This is a genomic window from Streptomyces sp. NPDC052016 (genome assembly GCF_044548445.1).
Lineage (GTDB): Bacteria > Actinomycetota > Actinomycetes > Streptomycetales > Streptomycetaceae > Streptomyces.
The window spans coordinates 37,763-61,833 of sequence record NZ_JBIUBX010000016.1 but is presented as its reverse complement, the minus strand read 5'-3'; the positions used below and the strand labels follow the sequence as shown (position 1 = coordinate 61,833).

The window sequence follows — 24,071 nt, the reverse complement described above, 5'->3', positions numbered from 1 at the left end:
ACGGCCGCTTGACCGTACGCCCCCCTTGGCATGCGTCACACCTTCAAGTACTTGCGCAACGCGAAGAACGCGGCCAACGCGGGCATCAGAACGCTCGCGGCCAGGATGAGCGGCAGCTTCGTGAACACGGCGTCCCAGCCCACGAAGTTGATGAGGTTCAGCTTCTCGGACAGCGCCATGCCGTGGTCGATGGTGAAGTATCGCCCGATGACCAGGAACGTGCACGCCAGCGCACCTCCGATCAGCCCTGCGACCGCGGCCTCCGCGATGAACGGCGCCTGGATGTAGAAGCCGGAGGCGCCCACCAGACGCATGATCCCGGTCTCCCGCCGACGGCTGAACGCGGAGACCCGCACCGTGTTGACGATCAGCAGCAGCGCGACGATCAGCATGAGCGCCATCACGCCGAGCGCGGCGCGGTTCATCAGGTTCAGCAGCCCGAAGAGGTTGTCCAGGATGCCCTTCTGGTCCTGCACCGACTGCACACCGTCACGCCCGTCGAAGGCGGTCGCGATGACCTGGTACTTCTCCGGGTCCTTCAGCTTGATGCGGTACGACTCCTGCATCTGGTCCGGCGTCAGCGAGCTGGCCAGCGGGGAGTCCCCGAACTGCTCCTTGTAGTGCTTGTACGCCTCGTCCTGCGACTCGTGCGTGACCGTGTCGACGACCGACATCTTCTTGAGGTCGGTGAGGATGTCCTTCTTCTGGTCCGTGGTGACCGCGCCCTTGGCGCAGTTGGGGTCCGACTCGGCGTCACTCTTGTTGCAGAGGAAGATCGAGACGTTGACCTTGTCGTACCAGTAGCCCTTCATGTTGCTGACCTGGTCGCTCATCAGCAGCGAACCGCCGAACAAGGCCAGCGACAGGGCGACGGAGACGATGACCGCGAACGTCATCGTCAGGTTGCGGCGGAGACCGACACCGATCTCCGACAGAACGAACTGGGCGCGCATGGCGGCTTGTTGTGCCTTTCCGTGGATCTCGGTGCGGTCAGTGCTGGTAGCCGTAGACGCCGCGCGCCTGGTCGCGGACGAGGCGGCCCTTCTCCAGCTCGATGACGCGCTTGCGCATCTGGTCCACGATGTTCTGGTCGTGCGTCGCCATCACCACGGTCGTACCGGTCCGGTTGATCCGGTCGAGCAGCTTCATGATGCCGACGGAGGTCTGCGGGTCGAGGTTGCCGGTGGGCTCGTCGGCGATCAGCAGCTTGGGCCGGTTCACGAAGGCCCGCGCGATGGCCACGCGCTGCTGCTCACCGCCGGACAGCTCACCGGGCATCCGGTCCTCCTTCCCGCCGAGCCCGACGAGATCGAGCACCTGCGGCACGGACTTGCGGATCTCGCCGCGCGACTTGCCGATGACCTCCTGCGCGAAGGCCACGTTCTCGGCGACCGTCTTGTTCGGCAGGAGCCGGAAGTCCTGGAAGACGGTCCCCAGCTGGCGGCGCATCTGAGGCACCTTCCAGTTGGAGAGGCGTGCGAGGTCCTTGCCCAGGACGTGCACCTGACCGTGGCTGCACCGCTCCTCGCGGAGGATCAGCCGCAGGAAGGTGGACTTTCCGGAGCCGGAGGACCCCACGAGGAAGACGAACTCGCCCTTCTCCACCTCGAGGGACACATCCCTGAGTGCGGGGCGGCTCTGCTTGGGGTAGACCTTGGAGACGTTGTCGAATCGGATCACGGATGCACCACGGGTAGCCGGGGGTAGATGAGCGTGACCATACGCGAACCGGGCACGCATCCGCAGTCACCGGTTGCGGTTGCGCGGAGGTTGTGCCCATTTGTACCGAGCGGGCTGTGAAGGGGGCTGCGGAAAGCGCCCGCGCAAGCTCCGGGTGAACCTGGCACAGTGGGAGGGGGAACGTTCGCGCCTCCGCGAGCGTTGTGTACGTGGAACCGGTGCAAGGAGGGCGAGCGCATGACGTACGACCGGCTGGTGTGCGCTAACTGCGCGGCGCCCGTGAGCGAGGGCCGGTGCCCCGTGTGCCGCGCGAACCGCGAGCGGCTGCAGCAGGAGAACTTCTTCGCGGGACTCAACCCGACGGCACTGATCGCGCTGCTGGCGGTGCTGGTGGCGGCGGTGGCGCTGCTCGCGCACCAGACCGCATAGCCGTACACCGCGCAGTCGTACGACGGACGCGGGACGGTACGGGCTGACGACGCCGAAGGGCCCGGAGCGGGGAGCTCCGGGCCCTTGTGCATGCTCACGTACGGGCGTACGGGTACCGCTACCCTCAGGCAGCGGCCGCGCCGCGGCCCTCGACGAGGCGCGGCAGCACACGGAAGCCGATGCCGCCGGCGATCATCGTGGCAGCGCCGATGATCAGGAACGTGGTCTGACCGGCACCGGTCTCGGCCAGCTCCTTGCCACCGCCCTGGGCGGCCGCGTCGGAGGTGGAGTCCGAGGTATCGGTCAGCGCGGAGCTGCCGACCTCCTGGGTGGAGGTGCCGTCGGTGTCGGGACCGGAACCGCCGGTGGAGCTGGTGCTGCCGCCGGTGGAGCTGGTGCTGCCGCCGGTGGAGTCGCCGCCGGTCGTGGAGCTGCCACCGGTGCTGGAGGAACCGCCGCTGTTGCCGGAACCGCCGTTGTTGCCCGAGCCACCGCTGTTGCCCGAGCCACCATTGTTACCGGAGCCGCCGCTGTTGCCCGAGCCACCGTTGTTACCGGAACCGCCGTTGTTGCCGGAACCGCCGTTGTTGCCCGAGCCGCTGCTCTCGTTGCCCGCCGCCGCGTTGCCGCTGCTCTCGTTGCCCGCCGCAACGTTGCCGCCGGCCTCGTTGCCGGCGGCCACGTTGCCGCTGCTCTCGTTGCCGGCCGCCGCGTTGCCGCCAGCCTCGTTGCCGGCGGCCACGTTGCCGCTGCTCTCGTTGCCGGCGGCCACGTTGCCGCTGCTCTCGTTGCCCGCCGCCGCGTTGCCGCCGTTCTCGTTGCCGCCGTCGGTGCAGACGACGATGGAGCAGTCGTCGTTACCGCCCGAGGTTCCACCGTCCTCACCGTCGAGCGTCTCGACGAGCCCGCTGAGGCCCCCGTCGTTCGTGTCGGCCGAAGCCACGCCCGCCACCGTCAGCGAGGCGCCCGCGGCGATCACGGCGCCCGCGGCTATGCGCGCGATCCGAACGCGCGTCTTCTTGGTCATATGGTTGCTACCCCCAGTAGCCGAATCGTCGATGAGGCCGCGCTCGGGGCCGTGATCGACGGAGGTAGCTCAGATCCAGCAAGGCCCCCGGTTCACATGCGCCCCAGAGATACGCATGCCACACTTCACCCTTCCGATTTTTCAAAGCAACGTCAAGGTCATTGCGTGCGCAATGTCCAAATCGCCGCGCTTTGCCGGGCGTTGAATATGTGAGTGTGATGTAGAACCCGGAAAAAAGGCAACCGCCCCCGGATCGGGGGCGGTTGCCTTATCGACAAACCTACTTCTCCTGCTGCTTGCGCCAGCGAATTCCGGCTTCCAGGAAGCCGTCGAGCTCACCGTTGAACACGGCCTCGGGATTGCCGACTTCGAACTCGGTGCGCAGGTCCTTGACCATCTGGTACGGGTGCAGGACGTACGAACGCATCTGGTTGCCCCAGGAGTTGCCGCCGTCGCCCTTGAGGGCGTCCATCTTGGCCTGCTCCTCCTGCCGGCGCCGCTCGAGCAGCTTGGCCTGCAGAACGTTCATGGCCGTGGCCTTGTTCTGGATCTGCGACCGCTCGTTCTGGCAGGAGACCACGATGCCGGTGGGGAGGTGCGTGATGCGCACGGCGGAGTCGGTGGTGTTCACACCCTGACCACCGGGCCCGGAGGACCGGTAGACGTCGATGCGCAGCTCGCTCTCGTCGATGTCGACGTGGTCGGACTGCTCGACGACGGGGAGGACCTCGACGCCCGCGAAGGAGGTCTGCCGGCGCCCCTGGTTGTCGAAGGGCGAGATGCGGACCAGCCGGTGCGTGCCCTGCTCGACGGAGAGGGTGCCGTAGGCGTACGGCACCTGCACGGCGAAGGTGGTCGACTTGATGCCGGCCTCTTCCGCGTACGAGGTTTCGTAGACCTCGGTCTTGTAGCCCTTCTGCTCCGCCCAGCGCAGGTACATGCGCTGGAGCTTCTCGGCGAAGTCGGCGGCGTCGACGCCACCGGCCTCGGCGCGGATGTTCACGAGCGCCTCACGGGCGTCGTACTCACCGCTGAGGAGCGTCCGGACCTCCATCTCGTCCAGCGCCTTGCGGACGGCGGCGAGCTCGGCCTCGGCCTCCGCGCGGGTGTCCGGGTCGTCCTCCTCCTCGGCCATCTCGAACAGCACGGCGAGATCGTCGATCCGGCCGCGCAGCGCGTCGGCCTTCCTGACCTCGGCCTGGAGGTGGGACAGCTTGCTGGTGATTTTCTGCGCCTCGTCCGGGTTGTCCCACAGGGACGGCGCGGCCGCCTGCTCCTCGAGCACGGCGATGTCTGCCCTCAGCTTGTCGAGGTCCAGAACGGCCTCGATCGACTCCATGGTCGAGGAGAGGGACTTGAGCTCTTCGGATACATCGACGACTGCCACGCCTCCAGCGTAACGGCTCCGCCAACCGAGCAGCGCCGGTCGTCGCGGCCGGTCCGTCCACCGGGCAACGCCGGTCGTCGCGGCCGGCCCGCCCACCGGTACGGACGCGCCCGCCCCGGGCGCTTCGCCCCCGTACCCCGGGCCTGCGGTCGGCCGCCACCGGAGTCGCCCCGCCAGGAGGCCCCCGACCCGCGTGCCGGCTGGAAGGCGGCCCCCGCCCAGGTGGCCCGCCCCTCGGCCGAGCGGGTCGGGGGTGAGCGCGGTCCGGGGGCTCAGGGGGCGGAGCTCCCTGGCGGGGTCGCCGGGGCGAAGCCCCTGGTGGTGGGGCGGGCAAGGGCGGCGGGGGCGCGAAAGCGCCGGTCAGGGCGGCGGGGGCGCGAAAGCGCCGGTCAGGGCGGCGGGGGCGCGAAAGCGCCGGTCAGGGCGACGCCGGCGCCGAGTCCCGCATGTCCTGGGGGCCCGTCCCGGCGTCGTCCCCCGACGTCGCCGCCCACGCGCCGAGGCCCACCGCCACCGCGAGCACGGCCGCCCCCGCGCCGAGCGCGACCCGGCGCCGCCGCGTGGCGGCCCGGTTCCGCGCCGATCCTGGCCGCGGCGCCCCGGCCGCCCGCGGCACCCGCGCGGTCCCGTGCGCGCCGCCCGCCAGCTCGTCCGGCGCCGGCACCCTCATCGACGTGTGCGTGTCCCGGTTGGAGTCCGGCTTGGCGCCGGGCACGAGCGGGACCGAGCCGCGCCGCGCCCGTCCGGAGGGAGCGGGGGACGCGGGGGTGGGCGTCTCCTGCGGTTCGCCCTCGTCCGCGGCCTCCGTCTCCGGCTCGTCCACGTCCAGCGGCGGCATGCCCGCCAGCGTCGGCAGCTGCTCCCGCAGCCGCGCGGCCAGCTCGGACGCCCGTAGCCGCGAGGCCGGCGCCTTCGCCAGGCACTGCACGATGAGCTGCCAGAGCTCGTCCGGGATGCCGGGCAGCGGGGCGACCGTCTCGGTGACGTGTCGGCGCAGTACCGCGCCGGGATGACCGCCGCCGAACGGGGTGAAGCCGGCCAGCAGCTCGTAGAGGACGGTCGCGAGCGCGTAGATGTCGACGGAGGCGCGGGGCGGGAGGCCTTCCACGATCTCGGGGGCGAGGTAGTCCGGGGTACCGATGATCTTCGTGGCGCGGGTCCGCTTCGGGGTGTCGATCAGCTTGGCGATCCCGAAGTCGGTCAGCAGCGCCCGGTGCGAGCCGCCGGGGCCCAGCGGGCCCTGCATGTCGAGCAGCACGTTCTCCGGCTTGACGTCCCGGTGCACGACCCCGGCCTTGTGCGCGGCGGCGAGCCCCTCGGCGACGTCCGCGACGATGGCGACCGCCGCCTCCGGCGCGAGCCGCCGCTCACGGTCCAGCCGCGTCCGCAGATCCGTGCCGCGGACCAGGTCCATGACCAGTGCGAGGTCGTTCCCGTCGACGACGAGGTCCCGTACGGAGACCACGTTCGGGTGCTCGAGGCCCAGCAGCGCCGTGCGCTCCTGCACGAAGCGACCCACCAGCTCCTCGTCGGAGGCGAGGTCCTCGCGCAGCAGTTTGACGGCGACGGGTCCGTCCGGCCCCTCGCCCAGCCACACCGTGCCGGCGCTGCCCCGGCCCAGGATCTGATGGGCGGTGTACCGGCTGCCGATCTTCCGTGCCAAGACTGCTCCTACCGACGCGTGTTGCCGACAAAAGTACGCGTCCGAAGAGCCGACCTTCACCGTGGAGGCGGAAATCACCCGCCGGATGTCGACAAATCCCCGAACTCACGGTCCGGTTCCGTCATCCGGCGGGCTCCAGCGCGTCAGGCTCCGCCGCTGGTGCCGGTGGTGGTGCCCCCGTCACCGCCCGAGTTCCCGCCCAGGTCCTCGATCCATCCGGCGAGGTCGCCGACCCACGTGGAGAGCTGGTCCCAGTAGCCCTTGCCGGTGCCGATCCAGTCCTGGAGCGGGGTGAACTCCCAGACCAGCCAGCCGGCCACGAAGAGGATGACGACCGTGAACAGGCAGCCCTTCAGGCAGCCGAGCCCGGGGATCTTCATCGGGTTGGCGCCGCGCCGTCGCGGCTCGCGCGGCTCCCGCGGCGGCCGGGGCTCCGGCGCGGGCCGCTGCGGCCTCTGCTGGGGCTGCGGCGCGTACCGCTGGGGCTGCTGCTGGGGCTGCTGGGGCGGCGCGTACGACTGCTGCTGCTGAGGTTGGCCGTAGCCCTGCTGCTGGGGCCTCGGCTGCTGCTGGCGCGGCTGCTGCTGCGGGCGGGCGACCTGTCGCTGGGGACGGCGGCGCAGCGGGTCCTCGTCGGGGTCGATGTACTGCACCTGGGTCTGCTCGTTGCGGTCCCGGGCCGCCCGCAGCTGGTTCTGCCAGGGGTGCGGCTGCTCGGGCTGCTGCCCGTGCTGTCCCTGCTGTCCTTGCGAGCCGGGCTGGTGCGACGGCACCGGCGGCAGAACGGCGGTCGGGTCGGCCGCGCCCGCCGGGCCCGAGGTGTGGGGCAGAACGGCGGTCGGGTCGGCGGCGCCCGGCGGGTTCCCGGGGCCGGAGGTGTGCGGCAGGACGCTGGTCGCGGCGTTCGGGTCGTAGGCGCCGGCCGGCGCGCCCGGCACGGTCGCGGGCGACGGGTCGGGCGCGAGCAGATGGCCCACGCCCTCGGCGGCGGCGATCTGCATCGAGTTGGCGTGCACCCCGACGCCCTCGGCGACGATGCGCAGCCCGCGCGCGAGGTTCTCGGCGCTGGGGCGCTCCTCGGGGTTCTTGCGCAGGCAGCGCTCTATGACCGTCCACAGCGGGTCGGGGACCGTGGACGGGCGGCGCGGCTCGGCGCTCAGGTGCTGGTGCAGGACCTCCAGGGCCGAGCCGCCGGAGAACGGCGGACGGCCGGTGACCAGCTCGTACAGCAGGATGCCCGCGCCGTAGACGTCCACGGCGGAGGTCTGCGGACGGCCCTCGGCGGACTCCGGGGCGACGTACGCGGGCGTGCCGACGAACTCGCTGGTGCGGGTCAGGCCCGGGGAGTCGGCGAGGCGGGCGATGCCGAAGTCGGTGAGCAGCGGGTGCATCTCGCCGCCGTTCTGCATGAGCAGGACGTTGGCCGGCTTCAGGTCGCGGTGGACTACGCCGTCGGCGTGGCTGGCGGCGAGGGCGTCGGCGATCTGGGCGGTCATCAGCGCTGCGCCGACCGGTGAGAAGGGACCGTTCTCGCGCAGGTAGCGGTGCAGGTCGGGTCCCTCGACGAGGTCCATGACCAGCGCCAGCAGATCGCCCTCGACGACGAGGTCACGGACCCGGACGATGTTCGGGTGCGTCAGGCGCAACAGCACGGAGCGCTCGCGCAGAAAGCGCATCACGACGTCGGGATCGCTCGCGAGCTCCTCCTTGAGGACCTTGATCGCGACGGTCTCCCCGGGCTGACCGGGCACGGCCGCCTCGGCGCCCGCGGTCTCGCGCTGGCGGGCTCGCCAGACGGTGCCCGTGGCGCCGCGTCCGAGCGGCTCCTCGAGCAGGTACTTGCTGCCGACTGGCCGCACGTCACGCGCTCCCTGCTGCTTGCTTGCCTGTGTTCAGGGCCCTGTACGGCCCCATGTTCCGACCCACTGTAGTGCGGGGCGATTCGAAGCAAAGGTTCGAAGGAAAGACGCTTTCGCCGCTCCCTTCGGTTTCCCGAGCCGGGCGTGACCGATCTCAACTGATCGCCGACGGCGTGTCCGCCAGGCACTTTTGCGGGCAGAGCCGACCAATCAAGATCACTTGTCCCGCGGTGGCGGGCGCGTTGTCAGTGACAGGTGCGAGGATGCGTGCAGTACTGGCCGACGTGCTCGTGCGGGGTGGGGGACGTCCGCGCCCGGGCAGAAGGGACCGCTGACGGCGATGCAGATCCGGCTGACCGTCGTAGACCCGACGTGCCCGCCCTCCCCCGCGCTCGACGCCGCTCGCGCGGGGGGACCTCGGGCCCGGGGCCGCGCCGCGAGCTGCGACGTGCTGGTCACGGCGCCCGCCGGCACGGCTCTGGCCGCGGTGGCCTCCGCGCTGGCCGCGGCGGTCTCCGGGGAGGTCGGCGCCGCCGTGTCCGCAGGAGCGCAGCCCGTGCTGTACGCGGGCGCGGAGCGGCTCGACGCCGGGCGGTGCACGCTCGGCGAGCCGCCGCTGATCGACGGCGCCGTGCTGTCCCTGGGCATCCCGGCCGATCCCGAGCCGCACCCGGAGGTCGACGACGCCCCGGCCCGGCTGGACGTGGTGGCGGGGCCCGACGCGGGCGGGGTCCATCTGCTGCACGGCGGCCGGGTCCGCGTGGGCCGCTCCGCCGACGCCGACGTCCCGCTCGACGACCCGGACGTCTCCCGTCTGCACTGCGAGGTGACCCTCGCCGCCGACGGCCGCGTCACGGTCGCCGACCTGGGCTCCACCAACGGCACCACCCTGGACGGCGCCCGCGTCCAGAACCGCCCCCTCCGCTTCGCCCCGGGCGCGCTGCTCCGACTGGGCGAGTCGGCCCTGCGGCTGGCTCCGCCCGGGGGACCGGGGGCCCCGGTGGCGACCACGCCCGACGGCGAGGGGCACGTCCGGGTGCCGTGCGGGGGCACGGCAGCCGGTGACGCACCTTCCGCACCTTCCTCGGCACCGGGCGCGGCACCCACGCGCGGGACGGTCGGCTCCGGCCCCCTCCCGGCGGGCGCGCCGGGCTCCCCGAGCGCGGGGCACGCCCGCGCGGCAGGCGGCGGCGGACGCACGGCCGAGGACGGCCGTACGACCGGCGCGGCGCGCGGAACCGGGACGGGCGGCCCCTCCGGCACGGAACCGGGATCGCATACCGGCGACGCCGCGCGCGCGACCGCCGGCGGCGACGCCACCGCCCCCTCGGGTTCCACCGGCCACGCCTACGGCACGGCCGGCTGGAGCGGCTCCGGCCCCGTCCGCGGCGATCGGAGGCACCAGGCCGGTGAAGCCGCCCTGGTGCCGGGCCAGGGCACCGCACCCCGCATCGAGAGCCGCGGGGAGCCGCGGCCCACGACCGCCGGCGAGGGCTCCCGGGACACCCACGGCGGCCGTGCGGGCCTCGGTTCCTTCCCGACGGCGTACGAGGCCCGCGGCCCGCACGCCTCCTCGGCCCCGGCCGCGACCGCCGCGGACTCCGCCGCCCCGCCGCCCTCCGGCGACGAGGGCGGCGGCACCGCGTCCCATCGCACAGGCACCCCCCTGCGCGGCACCGACGTCCCCCAGGGCCTCCGCAGGCGCGGGGGCCTGTCCGCGTGGGCGCGGCGGCTGACCGGCGGACGCGGCGGCGACCACCCGACGGACCAGCCGGGGACCTACGACGAGGAACCGGCGGGCCCGCAGGCGGCTCCGTCGGCCGGCGCGTCCCTCGTGCCGGACACCTGGCCGGACCCGGCCGCCCTGCTGCTGACCGCGCTCGGACCGGGCCCGCGTCTGTGGGAGCGCGGGCCCGGTCACCCGGAGGCGCTCGCGGTCCGGCTGGGCACGGCGGACCGGGCGGCGCCCGACGGTTCGGGCCTGCTGCCCGCCGTACCGGTGACCGTGGGGCTGCGCGAGGTCGGCGCGCTGGGCCTGGCCGGGCCGCGCCCCCGCCTGGCCGGGCTGGCGCGGTCGGTGCTGGCCCAACTCGCCGCGCTGCACTCCCCGGACGCCGTGGAGATCGTGCTGATCAGCACGGACCGCGCGCGTTCCGACGAGGAGCGCACCGCCGAGTGGGCCTGGCTGGGCTGGCTCCCGCACCTGCGCCCCGGGCACGGCCAGGACTGCCGCCTGCTCCTCGCCTACGACCGCGACCAGGCCACGGCCCGCGCCGACGAGCTCCTGCGCCGTCTGGAGGACCACCTCGCGGACGGCACCGGCGCGCCTCCCGCGCCGGTGCCCGCGCAGCGCGGCACCGCCCGCCGGCCCTCCTGGGCGCGGGCGGACGACACCCCGGACGGCTTCCCGGGCCCGTACACGGTCGTCGTCGTGGACGGCGACCCGGGCGGCGCCGACCTGCGTGCGGCGGTGGCCCGGCTGGCGACGGCGGGTCCCCGGGCCGGCATACACGTCGTGTGCCTGGCCGAGACGGCGGCCGCCTCGCCCGCGTCGCCGGTGACGGAGACGTACGAGGCGGCCTGCGCGGCGGCGCCGGCCTTCCGCGCGTGCGGGGCGGTCGCCCTGCTCAGCGGGGACGTGGCGACCGCGCTGCGGCTGCTGCGGGTCGCGCCGGCCGGGTCGGAGCCGGAGCGGCCCGGACCGGTGGGCCATGGCACGGTCGGTGCCGTGGACGCGGTCTCCCCGGCCTGGGCGGAGCGTTTCGCGCGGGCGCTCGCCCCGCTGCGCCCGGACGGCGCGGGCGCCGGCGAGCGGCACCCGCGCGTCTCGGCGCCGCTGCCCCAGTCGGCCCGGCTCCTCGACGAACTGGGTCTCGCCCGGGCCACCCCGAACTCGTTGATGGCCCGCTGGGCGGACGCGGCGGACGACACCGCGGCGCTCGGCGGCCGGGCCTGGGCCGTGCTGGGCGCCGGACCGCGCGGCCCGGTCACCGTGGACCTGCCGGCCGAGGGGCCGCACCTGCTGGTCGAGGGTCCGGCCGGCAGCGGGCGCACGGAGCTGCTGCGGGCGGTCGTCGCCTCGCTGGCCGCCGCGGAGCGCCCCGACCGGCTGGGCATAGTCCTGCTGGACGGCCGGGACACCGTGGGCAAGGGCGGCGGGGGCCAGGGCGACGGCCTGCGCGTCTGCACCGACGTACCGCACGTCACCACGCATCTCACCGCGAACGACCCGGTCCGCATGCGGGAGTTCGCGCAGTCGCTGAGCGCCGAGCTGAAGCGGCGGGCCGAGCTGCTCGGGCTGTCCGACTTCGCCGAGTGGCACACGCACCGCGCGGTCTCCGGCCGCATCGTCCCGCAACGGCAGCCTGGTGGCGGCCCGGGATCCGGCGCCGCCGACCTCGACGCCCCGCCCAGTTCGACGCTGCGCCTGCGCCCCGGCGCGGCGGCCCGGCGGCGGACGGAGGCGGCGCCGCCGCTGCCCCGGCTGGTGGTCGTCGTGGACGACCTGGACGCCCTGGTCTCCCCCGCCCTCGGCTCGCCCGGCCGGCCCGCCGCGGGCTCCGTCATGCGCGCGCTGGAGGCGGTGGCCCGCGACGGCGAGCGGCTCGGCGTGCACCTGGTGGCGGCCGCCGGCCCGGGCGGCCGTACGGCCGAGTCGGAACCGGCCCGTCAGGCCACGCTGCGCATCACCCTCGACGCCCCCGGCTCGGGCGCCGACGAGCCGGCCCCCGGCCGCGGCCGTCTGAAGAGCGCGGACGGCCGCCTCACCCCCTTCCAGGGCGGCCGTGTGACGGGCCGTATCCCCCGCACGGCGACCCTGCGCCCCACGGTGGTGCCCCTGGAGTGGGCGCGCATGGGCGACCCCCCGGCCCGCAGGCCGGTACGGGAGCTGGGCAACGGACCGACGGACCTCGCCCTGCTGGCGAGCGCACTCGAACGGGCGGCACGGGAGGTGTCGGCGGTGGAGGTGCCGTCGCTGCTGTAGGCACGGGTGTTTCCGGCACCGCCCCTCCCCGTGCCCGTTCGCTCCGCAATTACGACGCGGTCACGATCGCCCACTTGACACCGCACGCGTACTTGCCGACCTTGCACACCCGGCGTAGACCAGTGCCCACGGGACAGCGCTCGAACGTTCGACGAGGACGAAGAACGGGGCAGTGATGCGCAGCACGAGCAACACCATCCGGACACGCAGGACCGTGAAGCAAGCCGCCGCGCTCCTGGCGGGAGCCCTGGCGCTCTCGCTCACCGCGTGCGGCGGCGACGACGACAAGAGCGGCGGCGACGAGAGCAGTCCGGCCAAGGAGCCGGGCAGCACCCTCACCCTTCCCCAGCTGGACGGCACGACGCTCGAGGTCGCCGCCGTGTGGACGGGCGCCGAGCAGGCCAACTTCAAGAAGGTCCTGGCGGAGTTCGAGAAGCGGACGGGCGCCAAGGTGACCTTCGTGCCCGCGCAGGACCCGATCATCAACTTCCTCGGCTCGAAGGTCGCGGGCGGACAGCCGCCGGACATCGCGATGCTCCCGCAGCCGGGCGCCATCAAGCAGGCCGTGGACAAGGGGTGGGCCAAGCCGCTCGGCGCCACCGCCCTGAAGGAGCTGCAGAAGAACTACTCCCAGGGCTGGCAGGACATCGGCAAGGTCGGCGGCAAGCAGTACGGCGTCTACTACAAGGCGGCCAACAAGTCGCTGGTCTGGTACAACGCCCAGGTCCTCGAGAACGCGGGCGCGGCCGAGCCCAAGACCTGGGACGAACTCCTCACCACCGCGCAGACGGTGTACGACTCCGGTGTCACCCCGTTCTCCGTGGGCGGCGCCGAGGGCTGGACGCTGACCGACTGGTTCGAGAACGTCTACCTCTCCCAGGCGGGCCCGGAGAAGTACGACCAGCTCGCGAAGCACGAGATCAAATGGACGGACCCCTCCGTCAAGGACGCCCTGACCACGCTCGCGCAGATCTGGGGCAAGAAGGACTACGTCGCGGGCGGCGCGACCGGCGCACTGCAGACGGACTTCCCGGCCTCGGTGACGCAGACCTTCACCGGTGGCGACCAGCCGAAGGCGGGCATGGTCTACGAGGGCGACTTCGCGCAGGTCAACATCGTGCAGGCGGGCGCGAAGGTCGGCACGGACGCGAAGGTGTTCCCGTTTCCGAAGGTCGGCGACACCGCGCCCGTGGTCTCCGGCGGCGACGCGGCGGTGATCCTCGAGGACTCCGAGGGGGCGCAGGCGCTGGCGACCTTCCTCGCCTCCCCGGACGCGGCGGCCGTCCACGCGAAGCTGGGCGGCTACCTCTCGCCGAACAAGAACGTCGACTTCTCCGTGTACCCGAACGACGTGCAGCGCACGATCGCCAAGTCGCTGATCGAGGCCGGCGACGACTTCCGCTTCGACATGTCCGACCAGGCCCCGCAGGCCTTCGGCGGCACGCCCGGCAAGGGCGAGTGGAAGGCCCTGCAGGACTTCCTGAAGAACCCGACGGACGTGGCCGGCACCCAGGCGAGGCTGGAGTCGGACGCGGCGGCGGCGTACGGGAACTGAGCCGAGATGAAGTCGGCCGTGGCGGCGGGGGCTCCCGGAGCCCCCGCCCCTCCTCACTCGCGCAAGAGCGTGACCGGCACCCGGAAGACGGTGGCAGCGCTGTTCCTGCTGCCGGCCCTGGTGCTGCTGGGCGCGCTCGTGGTCTACCCGATCGGGTACTCGGTCGTGCGCAGCTTCTACGACCAGTCCGGCGACGGGTTCGCCGGAGTCGACAACTACCGGGCCCTGTTCACCGACGACGGCATCCGTACGGCGCTGAAGAACAACGTGATCTGGGTGGTGTTCGCGCCGACGGTCGCGACCGTGCTGGGTCTGATCTTCGCGGTGCTGACCGAACGGGTGCGCTGGGGCACGGCGTTCAAGCTGGTCGTCTTCATGCCGATGGCGATCTCGATGCTCGCCGCAGGCATCATCTTCCGCCTGGTCTACGACCAGGACCCGGACAAGGGCGTCGCGAACGCGGTGTGGGTCGGTGTGCACGACACGTTCGCGCAGTCCTCGGCGTTCCCGAAGGCTCACCCGGGACGCGAGTCGCCGCTCCGGCCGGAGGGGGGTGGCGCCTTCATCACCAAGGAGCCCGTCCGCGCGGGTGAACCGGTCTCCCTCCCCCTGGTCGGCGTGGCCCCGGACCTGATGCCCGACAGCGCGGAGACCGCCGTCCGGGCGCGGCCCGAGCCGGGCACGGTCACGGGCACGACCTGGCAGGACTTCACCCGCGGCAAGGGCGTCGGCACCCTCGGCGCCCCCGACCCGTCCGAGCTGGGTTATGCGGGCATGCGGATCGAGGCGGTCAGGGACGGCAGGGTCGTCGCGTCGACGACGGCCGCCGGCGACGGCACGTTCACGCTCCCCGAGGCGGCCGACGGGGCGCGGCTGCGGCTGCCCGCGAGCAACTTCCAGGAGCCGTACAACGGGCTGGACTGGCTGGGCCCGTCGCTGGTCACGCCGGCGATCATCGGGGCGTACATCTGGATGTGGGCGGGCTTCGCGATGGTGCTGATCGCGGCCGGGCTGGCGAGTGTGCCGCGGGAGCTGATGGAGGCGGCGCGGGTCGACGGGGCGAACGAGTGGCAGGTGTTCCGCAGGGTCACGGTGCCTCTGCTGGCGCCGGTCCTCGCGGTCGTCGTCGTCACCCTGATGATCAACGTCCTGAAGGTGTTCGACCTGGTCTTCATCATCGCCCCCGGCTCCTCCCAGGACGACGCCAACGTGCTGGCGCTGGAGCTGTACCGCAAGGGCTTCTCCGAGGACCAGCCCGGTATCGCCAGTGCCATCGCGGTGTTCCTGCTGCTGCTGGTGATCCCGGTGATGTGGTTCAACATCCGTAGGCTCAGGCGGGAGGTGCGGCGATGAGGACCTCCGCCGGGACCGTGCGGGCGAAGCAGTCGCCGGCCGCGAGGATCGTGGAGAAGCTGGGCGGCGGTCTGGTCCGCGTGTTCCTCGTCGTCGTCGGACTGTTCTGGCTGGTGCCGACCATCGGCCTGCTGATCTCCTCGCTGCGCTCGCCGGAGGACATCGGCGCGAGCGGCTGGTGGAAGGTGTTCACGGAGCCGTCCCAGCTCACCGTGGACAGCTACGAGAAGCTGCTGGAGAACGGCGACATCACCGACTCGATCCTCAACACGGCGCTCATCACGGTGCCGGCGACGGTCCTGGTCGTCGTCATCGGCTCGCTCGCCGGGTACGCGTTCGCGTGGATGGAGTTCCCGGGCCGGGACTGGTGGTTCCTGGGCGTGGTCGGCCTGCTGGTGGTGCCCGTGCAGGTGGCGCTGATCCCGATCGCGGAACTGTTCGGCGCGGTCGGGCTGTTCGGGTCGATCCTGGGTGTGATCCTGTTCCACGTGGGCTTCGGCCTGCCCTTCGCGGTGTTCCTGCTGCGGAACTTCTTCGCGGAGATCCCGCGCGAACTGCTGGAGGCGGCCCGTCTCGACGGCGCCGGCGAGCTGCGCCTGTTCGTGCGGGTCGTGATGCCGCTGGGCGGTCCGGCCATCGCCAGCCTGGGCATCTTCCAGTTCCTGTGGGTGTGGAACGACATGCTGGTGGCGCTGGTGTTCACCGACGCCGGCAGCCAGCCGATCACGGTCGCCCTGCAGACGCAGGTTCGGCAGTTCGGCAACAACATCGACGTGCTGGCGCCCGGCGCGTTCCTCTCGATGGTGATCCCGCTGGCGGTGTTCTTCGCGTTCCAGCGGCAGTTCGTGTCCGGCGTGATGGCCGGCGCCGTCAAGTAGACGGCGGGGCAAGGGGGGTGGGCCGTCACCGGCCCGCCCCTCACCGTTCACCCGCTGTCCCCCGGATGCCGTAGGCGAACGTAACCAACTCACTCCATCGGCCGTTGCCGGGCAGAACGCCCGCGCCGACCCATGGATGTGCCGTGCCCAGGTTCAGTGTCATCGTCCCCGCGTACCAGGTTCAGGCGTACCTGCACGAGTGCCTCGAATCGGTGCTGTCCCAGTCGTACCCCGATCTCGAGGTGATCGCCGTCGACGACGGCTCGCCGGACGCCTGCGGCGAGATCATCGAGGAGTTCGCGGCACGCGACCCGCGCGTGCGCCCCCTGCACCTGCCGGAGAACGTCGGGCTCGGCCCGGCGCGCAACGCGGGTCTGGCCGAGGCCACCGGCGACTACGTGCTGTTCCTGGACTCCGACGACACCCTCACCCCGGACACGCTGGAGGCGATCGCCGACCGGCTGAAGGAGACCGGCGAGCCGGACGTCCTGATGTACGACTACGCCACCACGGACTGGACGGGCCGGGCGGAACGCAACAAGTTCGCCGAGCACCTGACCGAGCAGGGGCCCGCCCCCTTCCGGCTGGAGGACCGGCCGGGCCTGCTCAGGGTGCTGATGGTGGCCTGGAACAAGGCCTACCGGCGGGAGTTCGTCACGCGGACCGGCCTGACCTTCCCGCCCGGCTTCTACGAGGACACCCCGTGGACGTACCCGGCGCTGATGGCCGCCGAGTCGATCGCGACCCTGGACCGGGTCTGCGTGCACTACCGGCAGCGCCGCCGGGGCAGCATCCTGTCCACCACCAGCCGCCGGCACTTCGACGTCTTCGACCAGTACGACCGGGTCTTCGCGTTCATCGCGGAGCGGCCCGAACTCGCCCGCTGGCGCCCGCTGATGTTCCGCCGCATGGTCGACCACCTCACGACCGTGTTCACCAGGCCGGGGCGGCTGCCGCACGGAACCCGCGCCGAGTTCCTGCGCAGGGCCCGCGCCCACTCCCGCCGGTACCGCACCCCCGGGGCGCCGGTGCCGCTGCGCACCCGGCTGCGTCACACCCTCGTCCACCTCGGCCTGCACCGCACCTACCGGGCCCTCCAGGCCGCCGCGCGGCTGCGCCGCCGCACGGCCAAGCTGACCGCGAAGCTCACCCGCGCCCTGCGCGCGGGGCTGCTCCAGGCGCACTACCGGATCCAGCTGCGCCTGCCGCTGCGGGCCGACCGGGCCGTCTTCGCCGCCTACTGGGGCCGTGGCCACGGCTGCAACCCGGGCGCGCTGGAGGCCGCGTTCCGCACCTTCGCGCCGCATGTGCGTACGGCGTGGATCGCCCGCCCCGAGCACCAGCACACGATCCCGCCCGGCCCGCGCCCCCTGCGCCCCGGCACCCCCGCCTACTGGACGGCGCTGGCCCGCTCCAAGTACCTGGTGAACAACGTCAACTTCGACCGCCGGCTGGTCAAACGCCCCGGCCAGGTCTTCGTGCAGACCCAGCACGGCACCCCCCTCAAGCACATGGGCCTCGATCTCCAGGAACACCCGGCCGCCGCCCGGGACATGGACTTCGAGGAACTGCTGCGGGGCGTCGACAAGTGGGACTACGTGCTGTCCGCCAACCGTCACACCACCCTGACCTGGGAGCGCGTCTACCCCGGCGGCTACACCACGCTGGAGTACGGCTACCCCCGCAACGACGTCTTCCAGCGGGCGACGGACGCGGACGTGGCCCGTCTGCGCGAGGAGCTCGGCGTCCCCCGTGACACGGTCGCCGTCCTCTACGCGCCCACGCACCGCGACTACCGGCGCACCCAGCGCCCCGCTCTCGACCTGGAGCGGTTCGTACGCCGGCTGGGCTCCCGCTTCGTGATCCTGGCCCGCGCCCACTACTGGCAGCCCGCGGCCCTGCCCGCCGACGGCCACGTCATCGACGTCACCGGCCACCCCAGTGCCGAGTCCGTCTGTCTGGCCTCCGACGTCCTGATCACCGACTACTCGTCGATCATGTTCGACTACGCCAACCTCGACCGCCCGATCGTCCTCCACGTCCCCGACGACGACTGGGCTGCCTACGAGGCGGCCCGCGGCACCTACTTCGACGTGCGGGCCTGCCCGCCTGGCGCGGTCGCCCGCAGCGAGGACGAGCTGATCGACATCTTCGCCACGGGCCACTGGCGCGGTTCCCGCTCCGCCCAGCTGCGCGCCGCGTTCCGCGAGCGGTTCTGCCCGTACGACGACGGACGGGCCGCCGAGCGCGTGGTCCGGCACGTCGTGCTGGGCCAGACGGGGGTGCCGGCCGTGGTGCCGCTCTCCGAGCGCCGGCCCGTGCCGTCGGTGGCCTCGGCGCACCCGCGTCCCCCGCTCGCCACCGTGCCCCAGCCGTCCGGTCCCCTCACCGTCACCGCCGCCGAGAACCGCCGTTGAGGTCCGCCGGCCGCGACGGCGCCTGAGCAGGACCCGCAGGACCCTCGACAGAGAAAGAGCAGAATGCCCCGCTTCAGCATCATCGTCCCGTCCCATGGGGTCGCCGGCCGGCTGTCCCTGGCGCTGGACTCCGTCCTCGCCCAGTCCTTCGGCGACTTCGAGCTGATCCCGGTCTGCGACGCGGCCGGGGCCCCCGCCGCGTCCGTGGTCGCCGGGTTCGCGGAGCGTGACTGCCGGGTGGCCCCCGTGCACTCGCCGCCGTCGGCGGGCCTGGCCGGGGCGCGCAACGCCGGACTGCGGGCGGCGAACGGCTCCTACCTGCTGTTCCTCGACGGCGACGACACCCTCACCCCGGGCGCGCTGGCCGCGCTGGACGCGCGCCTGACCGAGACCGGGGAGGTCGACGTCCTCCACGCCGAGCACGAGCGCGTGCCGTGGTGGGAGGGGGAGCCGACCAACCCGGCGGCCCCGCTGCTGGCGCGGGCGCCGCAGGGCGTCTTCGCCCCCGCCGAGGCCCCCGAGGTGACCGGCGTGCGGCTCCCGGCGTGGGGCGCGGCCTACCGGCGGGCCTTCCTCGCCGAGCACCGGATCGCCTTCCCCGACGGTCACTTCACGGACGTCGGCTTCGGCGGCCTGGTCACGCTGCACGCCGAGCGGGTCGCGGTCCTGCGCCGGGTCGTCGTACGGCATCTGCTGCGGCGGCAGGGCAGCCGGCTCAACCTGCCGGGCGAGCACCACACCGATCTGCTGGACCAGACCGAGCTGGTGCTGACGAAGGCGGCCGAGCTGTCCGTGGCGGCGGACCTTTCGGCGCCGCTGTTCGAGCAGCTCTTCGCCGCCGTCCTGAAGACGGCCGCGGATCCGGCGCGGCTGCCCGGACGGCGGCGGCGCGCCTTCTTCCGCCGGGCGCGCGCCCTCTACCGGCGCCACCGTCCCACGGGTTTCCGCAGGCCGGGCGGGAGTCTGGGGGTGCAGCACCGGCTGCTGGCGGCGGGGGCGTACACGGCGTTCCGCGCGCTGCGGGGAGCCAACCGGAGGGCGTCGGCGGCCGCCCAGCGCGTCCCGCGCCCCCGGGGGCTGCGCACGCGCCTGTACTACCGGCGCCAGCTTCTTCGCCGTATCGACCCGAACCTGGCCGTGTACTGCGCCTACTGGGGGCGCGGGTACGCCTGCAGCCCGGCCGCGATCCACGCCAAGGCCGCCGAACTCGCCCCGCACATCCGCTCGGTGTTCCTCGTCGAGCCCGACCAGGCGCACGCCATGCCCGAGGGCACGGACTACGCCGTCATCGGCAGCCGCCGCTCCTGGCAGGTCCTGGCCCGCGCCAAGTACCTGGTCAACAACGCCAACTTCGCGGAGGGCGTGGTCAAGCGCGAGGGCAGCGTGCACGTGCAGACGCAGCACGGCACCCCGCTGAAGAAGATGGGCCTGGACCAGTCGACGTACCCGGTGGTGGCCGCGGCGACGGGCAGTTTCACCAAGCTGCTGGGCCGGGTGGACCGCTGGGACCACAACCTCTCCTCCAACTCCCACTCCACCCAGACGTGGGAGCGCGCCTTCCCGGGTTCGTACGAGCACCTGGAGTACGGCTATCCGCGCAACGACGTCTTCTACACGGCGACCGCGCGGGACGTGGCGCGGATCCGGCGGGAGCTGGGCGTCCCGGAGGGCCGGACGGCCGTGCTCTACGCCCCCACCCACCGCGACTACCACACCGGCTTCGACGCCGGCCTGGACCTGGAGGCCTTCTGCGAGGCCGCCGGCGAGGACGTCGTCGTCCTGCTGCGCGCCCACTACTTCTACGACCGGGGCGTGCGCGGCGGCACCGGGCGGATCATCGACGTCACCGGCCACCGCTCCTCCGAGGACGTCTGCCTCGCCGCCGACGCGCTGATCACCGACTACTCGTCGATCATGTTCGACTACGCCAACCTCGACCGCCCGATCGTCGTGTACGCCGACGACTGGGACGTCTACACCGAGACGCGCGGCGTCTACTTCGACCTGATGGCGTCCCCGCCCGGCCCGGTCGCCCGTACCCCGGAGGAGCTGGCGCGCCTCTTCAGCGACGGCTCGTACGCCTCGGACGCGTCCCGGGCGCTCAGGGCCGCGTTCCGGTCCCGTTTCTGCCAGTTCGACGACGGCCGGGCCGCCGAACGCGTGGTGCGCCGGGTGCTGCTCGGCGAGCCCCCGGAGGCGATCCCGCCCGTGCGGCCGCTCGCCGAGCGCGTCCCGGCCCCCGCCGCCTCCACCCTCGTAAGGAGCTGACCCCAGCAGTGCCCCGCTTCAGCATCATCGTCCCGTGCTTCAAGGTGCAGGGCTTCCTGCGCGAGTGTCTCGACTCGGTCCTGGAGCAGTCCTACCGCGACGTCGAGGTGATCGCCGTCGACGACCGCTCCCCCGACGGCTGCGGCGCGATCCTCGACGAGTACGCGGCCCACGACGAGCGGGTGCGGGTCCTGCACCTGCCGGAGAACGTCGGCCTCGGGCGCGCCCGCAACGCGGGCCTGCCGCACGCCGCCGGCGACTACCTCTTCTTCCTCGACAGCGACGACACCCTCACCCCGGGCGCGCTGCGGGCGATGGCCGACCGGCTCGACGAGTCCGGCGACCCGGACGTGCTGGTCTTCGACTACGCGCGCACCTACTGGTGGGGCGGCACGCGCCGCAACGCCCTCGCGCACGTCCTCGCCGACTGCGGCGACGGCACCTTCACGGCCGCCGAGCATCCGGAGATCCTCGACCTGCTGATGGTCGTGTGGAACAAGGTGTACCGGCGCGACTTCGTCGAGAAGCACGACTTCCGCTTCCCGCCCGGCTACTACGAGGACACCCCCTGGACCTTCCCGGTCATGCTGAGCGCGGAGCACATCGCCACGCTGGACCGGATCTGCCTGAACTACCGCCAGCGCCGCCAGGGCAACATCCTGTCCACCACCAGCCGCAAGCACTTCGACATCCACGACCAGTACGAGCGGGTCTTCGCCTTCGTCGACTCCCGCCCTGAGCTGGCGGTCTGGCGTCCCCACCTGCACCGCAAGATGGGCGAGCACTGCCTGGACATCCTGGCCAAGCCGGACCGGCTGCCACCGTCGGACAAGGCCGAGTTCTTCCGCCGTACGGCCAGGATGTTCCGGGCGTACGCGCCGTCCGAGGAGTCCGCCGAGCCCTTGCCCGGCGAGCTGCGGGCGCTGCGGGGCGGCTACGCGGCCTACCGGGTCAGGCGGCTGGCCGGGCAGGCCGGCCGGGAACTCGCCCGGCGCGGGGGGCAGGCGCGCGGCGCGGCCGGGGTGCGCCTGCGCCGGGGCCTGGGCGCGCTGGAGGCCCGGCGCCCACTGGATCCTGATCTCGTCGTGTACTCGGCGTTCTCGCACCGGGGCGTGCTCGGTGATCCGGGCGCCGTCTACCGCACGGCGCGCGAGATCGCGCCGCACCTGCGGGGGGTGTGGGTGGTGCGCGACGAGGAGACGGCCGCGCTGCTCCCGGACGACGTCGAGCACGTGCTCCTCGACTCCCCCGCCTACCGCCGGGTGACCGCGCGGGCCGGCTTCTTCGTGAACAACGTCAACTGGCCCGGCACGCTGGTCAAGCGCCCCGGCAGCGTCCACATCCACACCCACCAGGGCACCCCGCTGAAGTACATGGCGGCCGACCTGCTGGACAAGCCCGGCGCCCGGTACGGCGTGGACGTGCCGCAGATGCTGCGCCGCGCCGACCGCTGGGACCACAGCCTGGTCGCCAACCTCCACTCCGAGCTGGTGTGGGAGCGGGCGTACCCGTGTCACTTCGCGTCGGCGCGGACCGGCAGCCCCCGCAACGACGTGCTGGTCGGCGCCGACGCGGCCGCGGGCGCGGCGGTGCGGGAGCGGCTCGGCATCCCGGCCGGCGACACGGTGGTGCTGTACGCGCCGACCCGCCGCGAGTACCGGCGCGGCGGCCACGTGGAGCGGGTCGACCTGGCCCGGTTCGCCGCCGACCTCGGCGAGGGCCACACCCTGGTGGTCCGTCTGCACCCCTCCCTGGCGTCCGGCCCGGCGCGCGGCATGGGCCTGGCCGAGCTGCACCGGCGCGGGATCGTCGTCGACGCGACGGACGAACCGCACGTCGAGGACGTCATGCTCGCCTCCGACGTCCTGGTCACCGACTACTCGGCCCTGATGTTCGACTACGCCAACCTGGACCGGCCGATCGTCGTCCACGCCGACGACTGGAACGCGTACGCGGCGAGCCGGGGCGTCTACTTCGACATCACCGCCGAGGCGCCCGGCCATGTCTCGCGCAGCTACCGGGAGCTGGCCTGGCTGTTCGCCTCCGACAGCTGGCGGGACGAGGAGTCGGCGCGGCTGCGGGCGGGCTTCCGGGAGCGGTTCTGCGCGTTCGACGACGGACGGGCCGCCGAGCGGGTCGTCCGGACGCTGCTGCTGGGCGAGCCGATGCCGGAGCGGGCGCCGGTGCGGATCCCCGGCCCGGCCACCGCCCGCGACCTGGTGGCGCCCACGTGAGACTGCGCCCGCGGGTCTGGGTGCTGGTGCCGGCGGTGGTGTTCGCGCTGCTCCAGCTCGCGAACGTCACCGGCCGGGACACCCCGGACAGCAAGAACTACCTGTCGTACGCGCTGAGTCTGCGCGGCGACAGCAAGCGGGAGGCGGCGGCCGCGACCATCGACCACGTCTGCGCGGGGCAGGCGTCGGTCGCGGCCCGCCGGCAGAGCGTGCACGTGATCCGCTTCCACCGTGCCGACCCCACGGAGCAGGTCCTGGCCGAGTGCCGGGCGCGGCTGTGGCGGAACGTGGAGGCGCGGCTGGCGGCGGGGCAGACCGGCGGGCACACGGTGCCGTTCATGCCGGAGCGTTTCATGCGGATCTTCGAGGCGCGGCCCGGCTACCCGGTGCTCCTCGTCCCCTTCGTCTCCGTGTTCGGGGTGACGTGGGGGCTGTGGGCGGCGGGCGTCGCGGTGACGGCGGCGGGCGGGGTGCTGGCGTTCCTCGTCCTGCGGACGCTGCGCGCGGCCACCCCCGTCTGTCTGACCGGGCAGGTCCTCTACTACGTCCTGCCGTGCGGCACGACCGCCATGCGCCCGATGACGGAGGGCCTGCTGCTGGCGCTGACGCTGACGGCGGTGTGGGGCTGTGCGCTGGCCCTGGACGGGCGGGTGCGGGCCGGGGTGTGGCTGGTGGGCGGCGCGCTGGCCGCCCTGTTCACCGTCAAGCACTCGCAGGCGCTGTTCCTCGGGCTGTGCCTGGCGGGCGCGGGCGCGTCGCTCGCCGTACGGCGCCGGCGGCGCGGCCGGCCGGTGGGGCGCGGGGTCGTCGCGGTGGCCGTCGCGGGCGGGTGCGGGGTGCTGGGGACGGTGCTGCTGGCGCGGCTGCTGCACTATCCGTCGGAGTCGGAGAGCCTCCAGGACCTGCTGACCCACCACTTCGCCCGCCCCGACCGCACGCGCCCGTGGTCGGAGTTCTGGCAGCTCCAGGGGAACTTCTGGGTGGAGTGGCTGCGGCGGCAGGCGTGGGAGCCGCTGTTCGTGGCGGCGCTGGCGGCCGGGGCGTGCGGGGCGGTGCGCGGGCGGTGCCGGGCCTTCGCCCCGTTCCTGCTGGCCGCCGCGGCCACCGGCCTCCTGACGCAGGCCGGGCACCCGGACATCGACATCTGGGGCGGCCGGCTGATCGTGCTGGCGTGGCTGCTGCCGGTGCTGGGGCTGCCGCTGCTGCTGGAATCCGCCGTCCGGGAGCGGATCGTCCTCCCGGTGCGGGAACGGCCGGATCCGGTTCACTCGATGAGGTGACGGGCGGCAAGGCCGCCGACCCCAACGGGAACATACGGCCAATGCCTCTCCTGTCC

At 73.1% G+C, this 24,071-nt stretch carries 15 protein-coding genes; 9 read left to right on the top strand and 6 right to left on the bottom strand.

What is annotated here, in order from left to right; all coding sequences use genetic code 11:
- Nucleotides 1-35: 35 nt before the first annotated feature.
- Both ftsX and ftsE read right to left on the bottom strand, forming a co-directional pair.
- Entirely contained in the window at nt 36-953 is a 918-nt protein-coding gene (gene ftsX, locus ACIHAR_RS20815; RefSeq protein WP_388754854.1) for a permease-like cell division protein FtsX, read from the bottom strand.
- 37 nt (nt 954-990) lie between these two features.
- Nucleotides 991-1,680: a cell division ATP-binding protein FtsE gene (gene ftsE, locus ACIHAR_RS20810; protein ID WP_264930924.1), complete on the bottom strand. Its 690-nt coding sequence runs from the start codon at nt 1,678-1,680 to the stop codon at nt 991-993.
- A 237-nt stretch (nt 1,681-1,917) separates the two neighbouring features.
- On the opposite strand from ftsE, the gene ACIHAR_RS20805 reads away from it, so the two are divergent.
- A complete protein-coding gene (locus ACIHAR_RS20805) occupies nt 1,918-2,109 on the top strand; it encodes a hypothetical protein (protein WP_159533375.1) in 192 nt (63 codons plus the stop codon).
- 124 nt (nt 2,110-2,233) lie between these two features.
- On the opposite strand, the gene ACIHAR_RS20800 is transcribed toward ACIHAR_RS20805, so the two are convergent.
- The 4 genes from ACIHAR_RS20800 to ACIHAR_RS20785 all read right to left on the bottom strand — a co-directional run bounded on the left by ACIHAR_RS20800 (nt 2,234) and on the right by ACIHAR_RS20785 (nt 8,045).
- The gene (locus tag ACIHAR_RS20800; RefSeq protein WP_400020922.1) at nt 2,234-3,136 is read right to left on the bottom strand and encodes a hypothetical protein; all 903 of its coding nucleotides are present in this window, start codon (nt 3,134-3,136) and stop codon (nt 2,234-2,236) included.
- Between the two features lie 280 nt (nt 3,137-3,416).
- Nucleotides 3,417-4,523 (bottom strand): peptide chain release factor 2, encoded by a 1,107-nt coding sequence (gene prfB, locus ACIHAR_RS20795; RefSeq protein WP_365462112.1) that lies wholly within the window; start codon nt 4,521-4,523, stop codon nt 3,417-3,419.
- A 418-nt stretch (nt 4,524-4,941) separates the two neighbouring features.
- A complete protein-coding gene (locus ACIHAR_RS20790; RefSeq protein ID WP_365462114.1) occupies nt 4,942-6,186 on the bottom strand; it encodes a serine/threonine-protein kinase in 1,245 nt (414 codons plus the stop codon).
- Nucleotides 6,187-6,329: 143 nt separating this feature from the next.
- Complete coding sequence (locus ACIHAR_RS20785) at nt 6,330-8,045, bottom strand: serine/threonine-protein kinase (RefSeq protein WP_400020919.1); 1,716 nt, start codon at nt 8,043-8,045, stop codon at nt 6,330-6,332.
- Between the two features lie 340 nt (nt 8,046-8,385).
- Between ACIHAR_RS20785 and ACIHAR_RS20780 the strand changes: the two genes are divergently transcribed.
- The 8 genes from ACIHAR_RS20780 (at nt 8,386) to ACIHAR_RS20745 (ending at nt 24,015) form a co-directional block, all read left to right on the top strand.
- Nucleotides 8,386-12,030, top strand: a complete 3,645-nt coding sequence (locus ACIHAR_RS20780) for an FHA domain-containing protein (protein WP_400020917.1) — start codon at nt 8,386-8,388, stop codon at nt 12,028-12,030.
- A gap of 175 nt (nt 12,031-12,205) precedes the next feature.
- A complete protein-coding gene (locus ACIHAR_RS20775) occupies nt 12,206-13,585 on the top strand; it encodes an ABC transporter substrate-binding protein (RefSeq protein ID WP_365462120.1) in 1,380 nt (459 codons plus the stop codon).
- Nucleotides 13,586-13,654: 69 nt separating this feature from the next.
- Nucleotides 13,655-14,938, top strand: a complete 1,284-nt coding sequence (locus ACIHAR_RS20770) for a carbohydrate ABC transporter permease (RefSeq protein WP_400020914.1) — start codon at nt 13,655-13,657, stop codon at nt 14,936-14,938.
- Nucleotides 14,935-15,816 (top strand): carbohydrate ABC transporter permease, encoded by an 882-nt coding sequence (locus tag ACIHAR_RS20765; protein ID WP_365462124.1) that lies wholly within the window; start codon nt 14,935-14,937, stop codon nt 15,814-15,816. The genes ACIHAR_RS20770 and ACIHAR_RS20765 overlap by 4 nt, the downstream gene beginning before the upstream one ends.
- Before the next feature lie 143 nt (nt 15,817-15,959).
- Nucleotides 15,960-18,233: a CDP-glycerol glycerophosphotransferase family protein gene (locus ACIHAR_RS20760; protein ID WP_400020912.1), complete on the top strand. Its 2,274-nt coding sequence runs from the start codon at nt 15,960-15,962 to the stop codon at nt 18,231-18,233.
- Nucleotides 18,234-18,296: 63 nt separating this feature from the next.
- The gene (locus ACIHAR_RS20755) at nt 18,297-20,501 is read left to right on the top strand and encodes a CDP-glycerol glycerophosphotransferase family protein (RefSeq protein WP_400020911.1); all 2,205 of its coding nucleotides are present in this window, start codon (nt 18,297-18,299) and stop codon (nt 20,499-20,501) included.
- 8 nt (nt 20,502-20,509) lie between these two features.
- The gene (locus ACIHAR_RS20750; RefSeq protein WP_400020910.1) at nt 20,510-22,735 is read left to right on the top strand and encodes a CDP-glycerol glycerophosphotransferase family protein; all 2,226 of its coding nucleotides are present in this window, start codon (nt 20,510-20,512) and stop codon (nt 22,733-22,735) included.
- A 2-nt stretch (nt 22,736-22,737) separates the two neighbouring features.
- Nucleotides 22,738-24,015 carry a hypothetical protein gene (locus ACIHAR_RS20745; RefSeq protein ID WP_400021079.1) on the top strand — a complete coding sequence of 426 codons (1,278 nt, stop codon included), beginning with the start codon at nt 22,738-22,740 and terminating at the stop codon, nt 24,013-24,015.
- Nucleotides 24,016-24,071 lie beyond the last annotated feature (56 nt).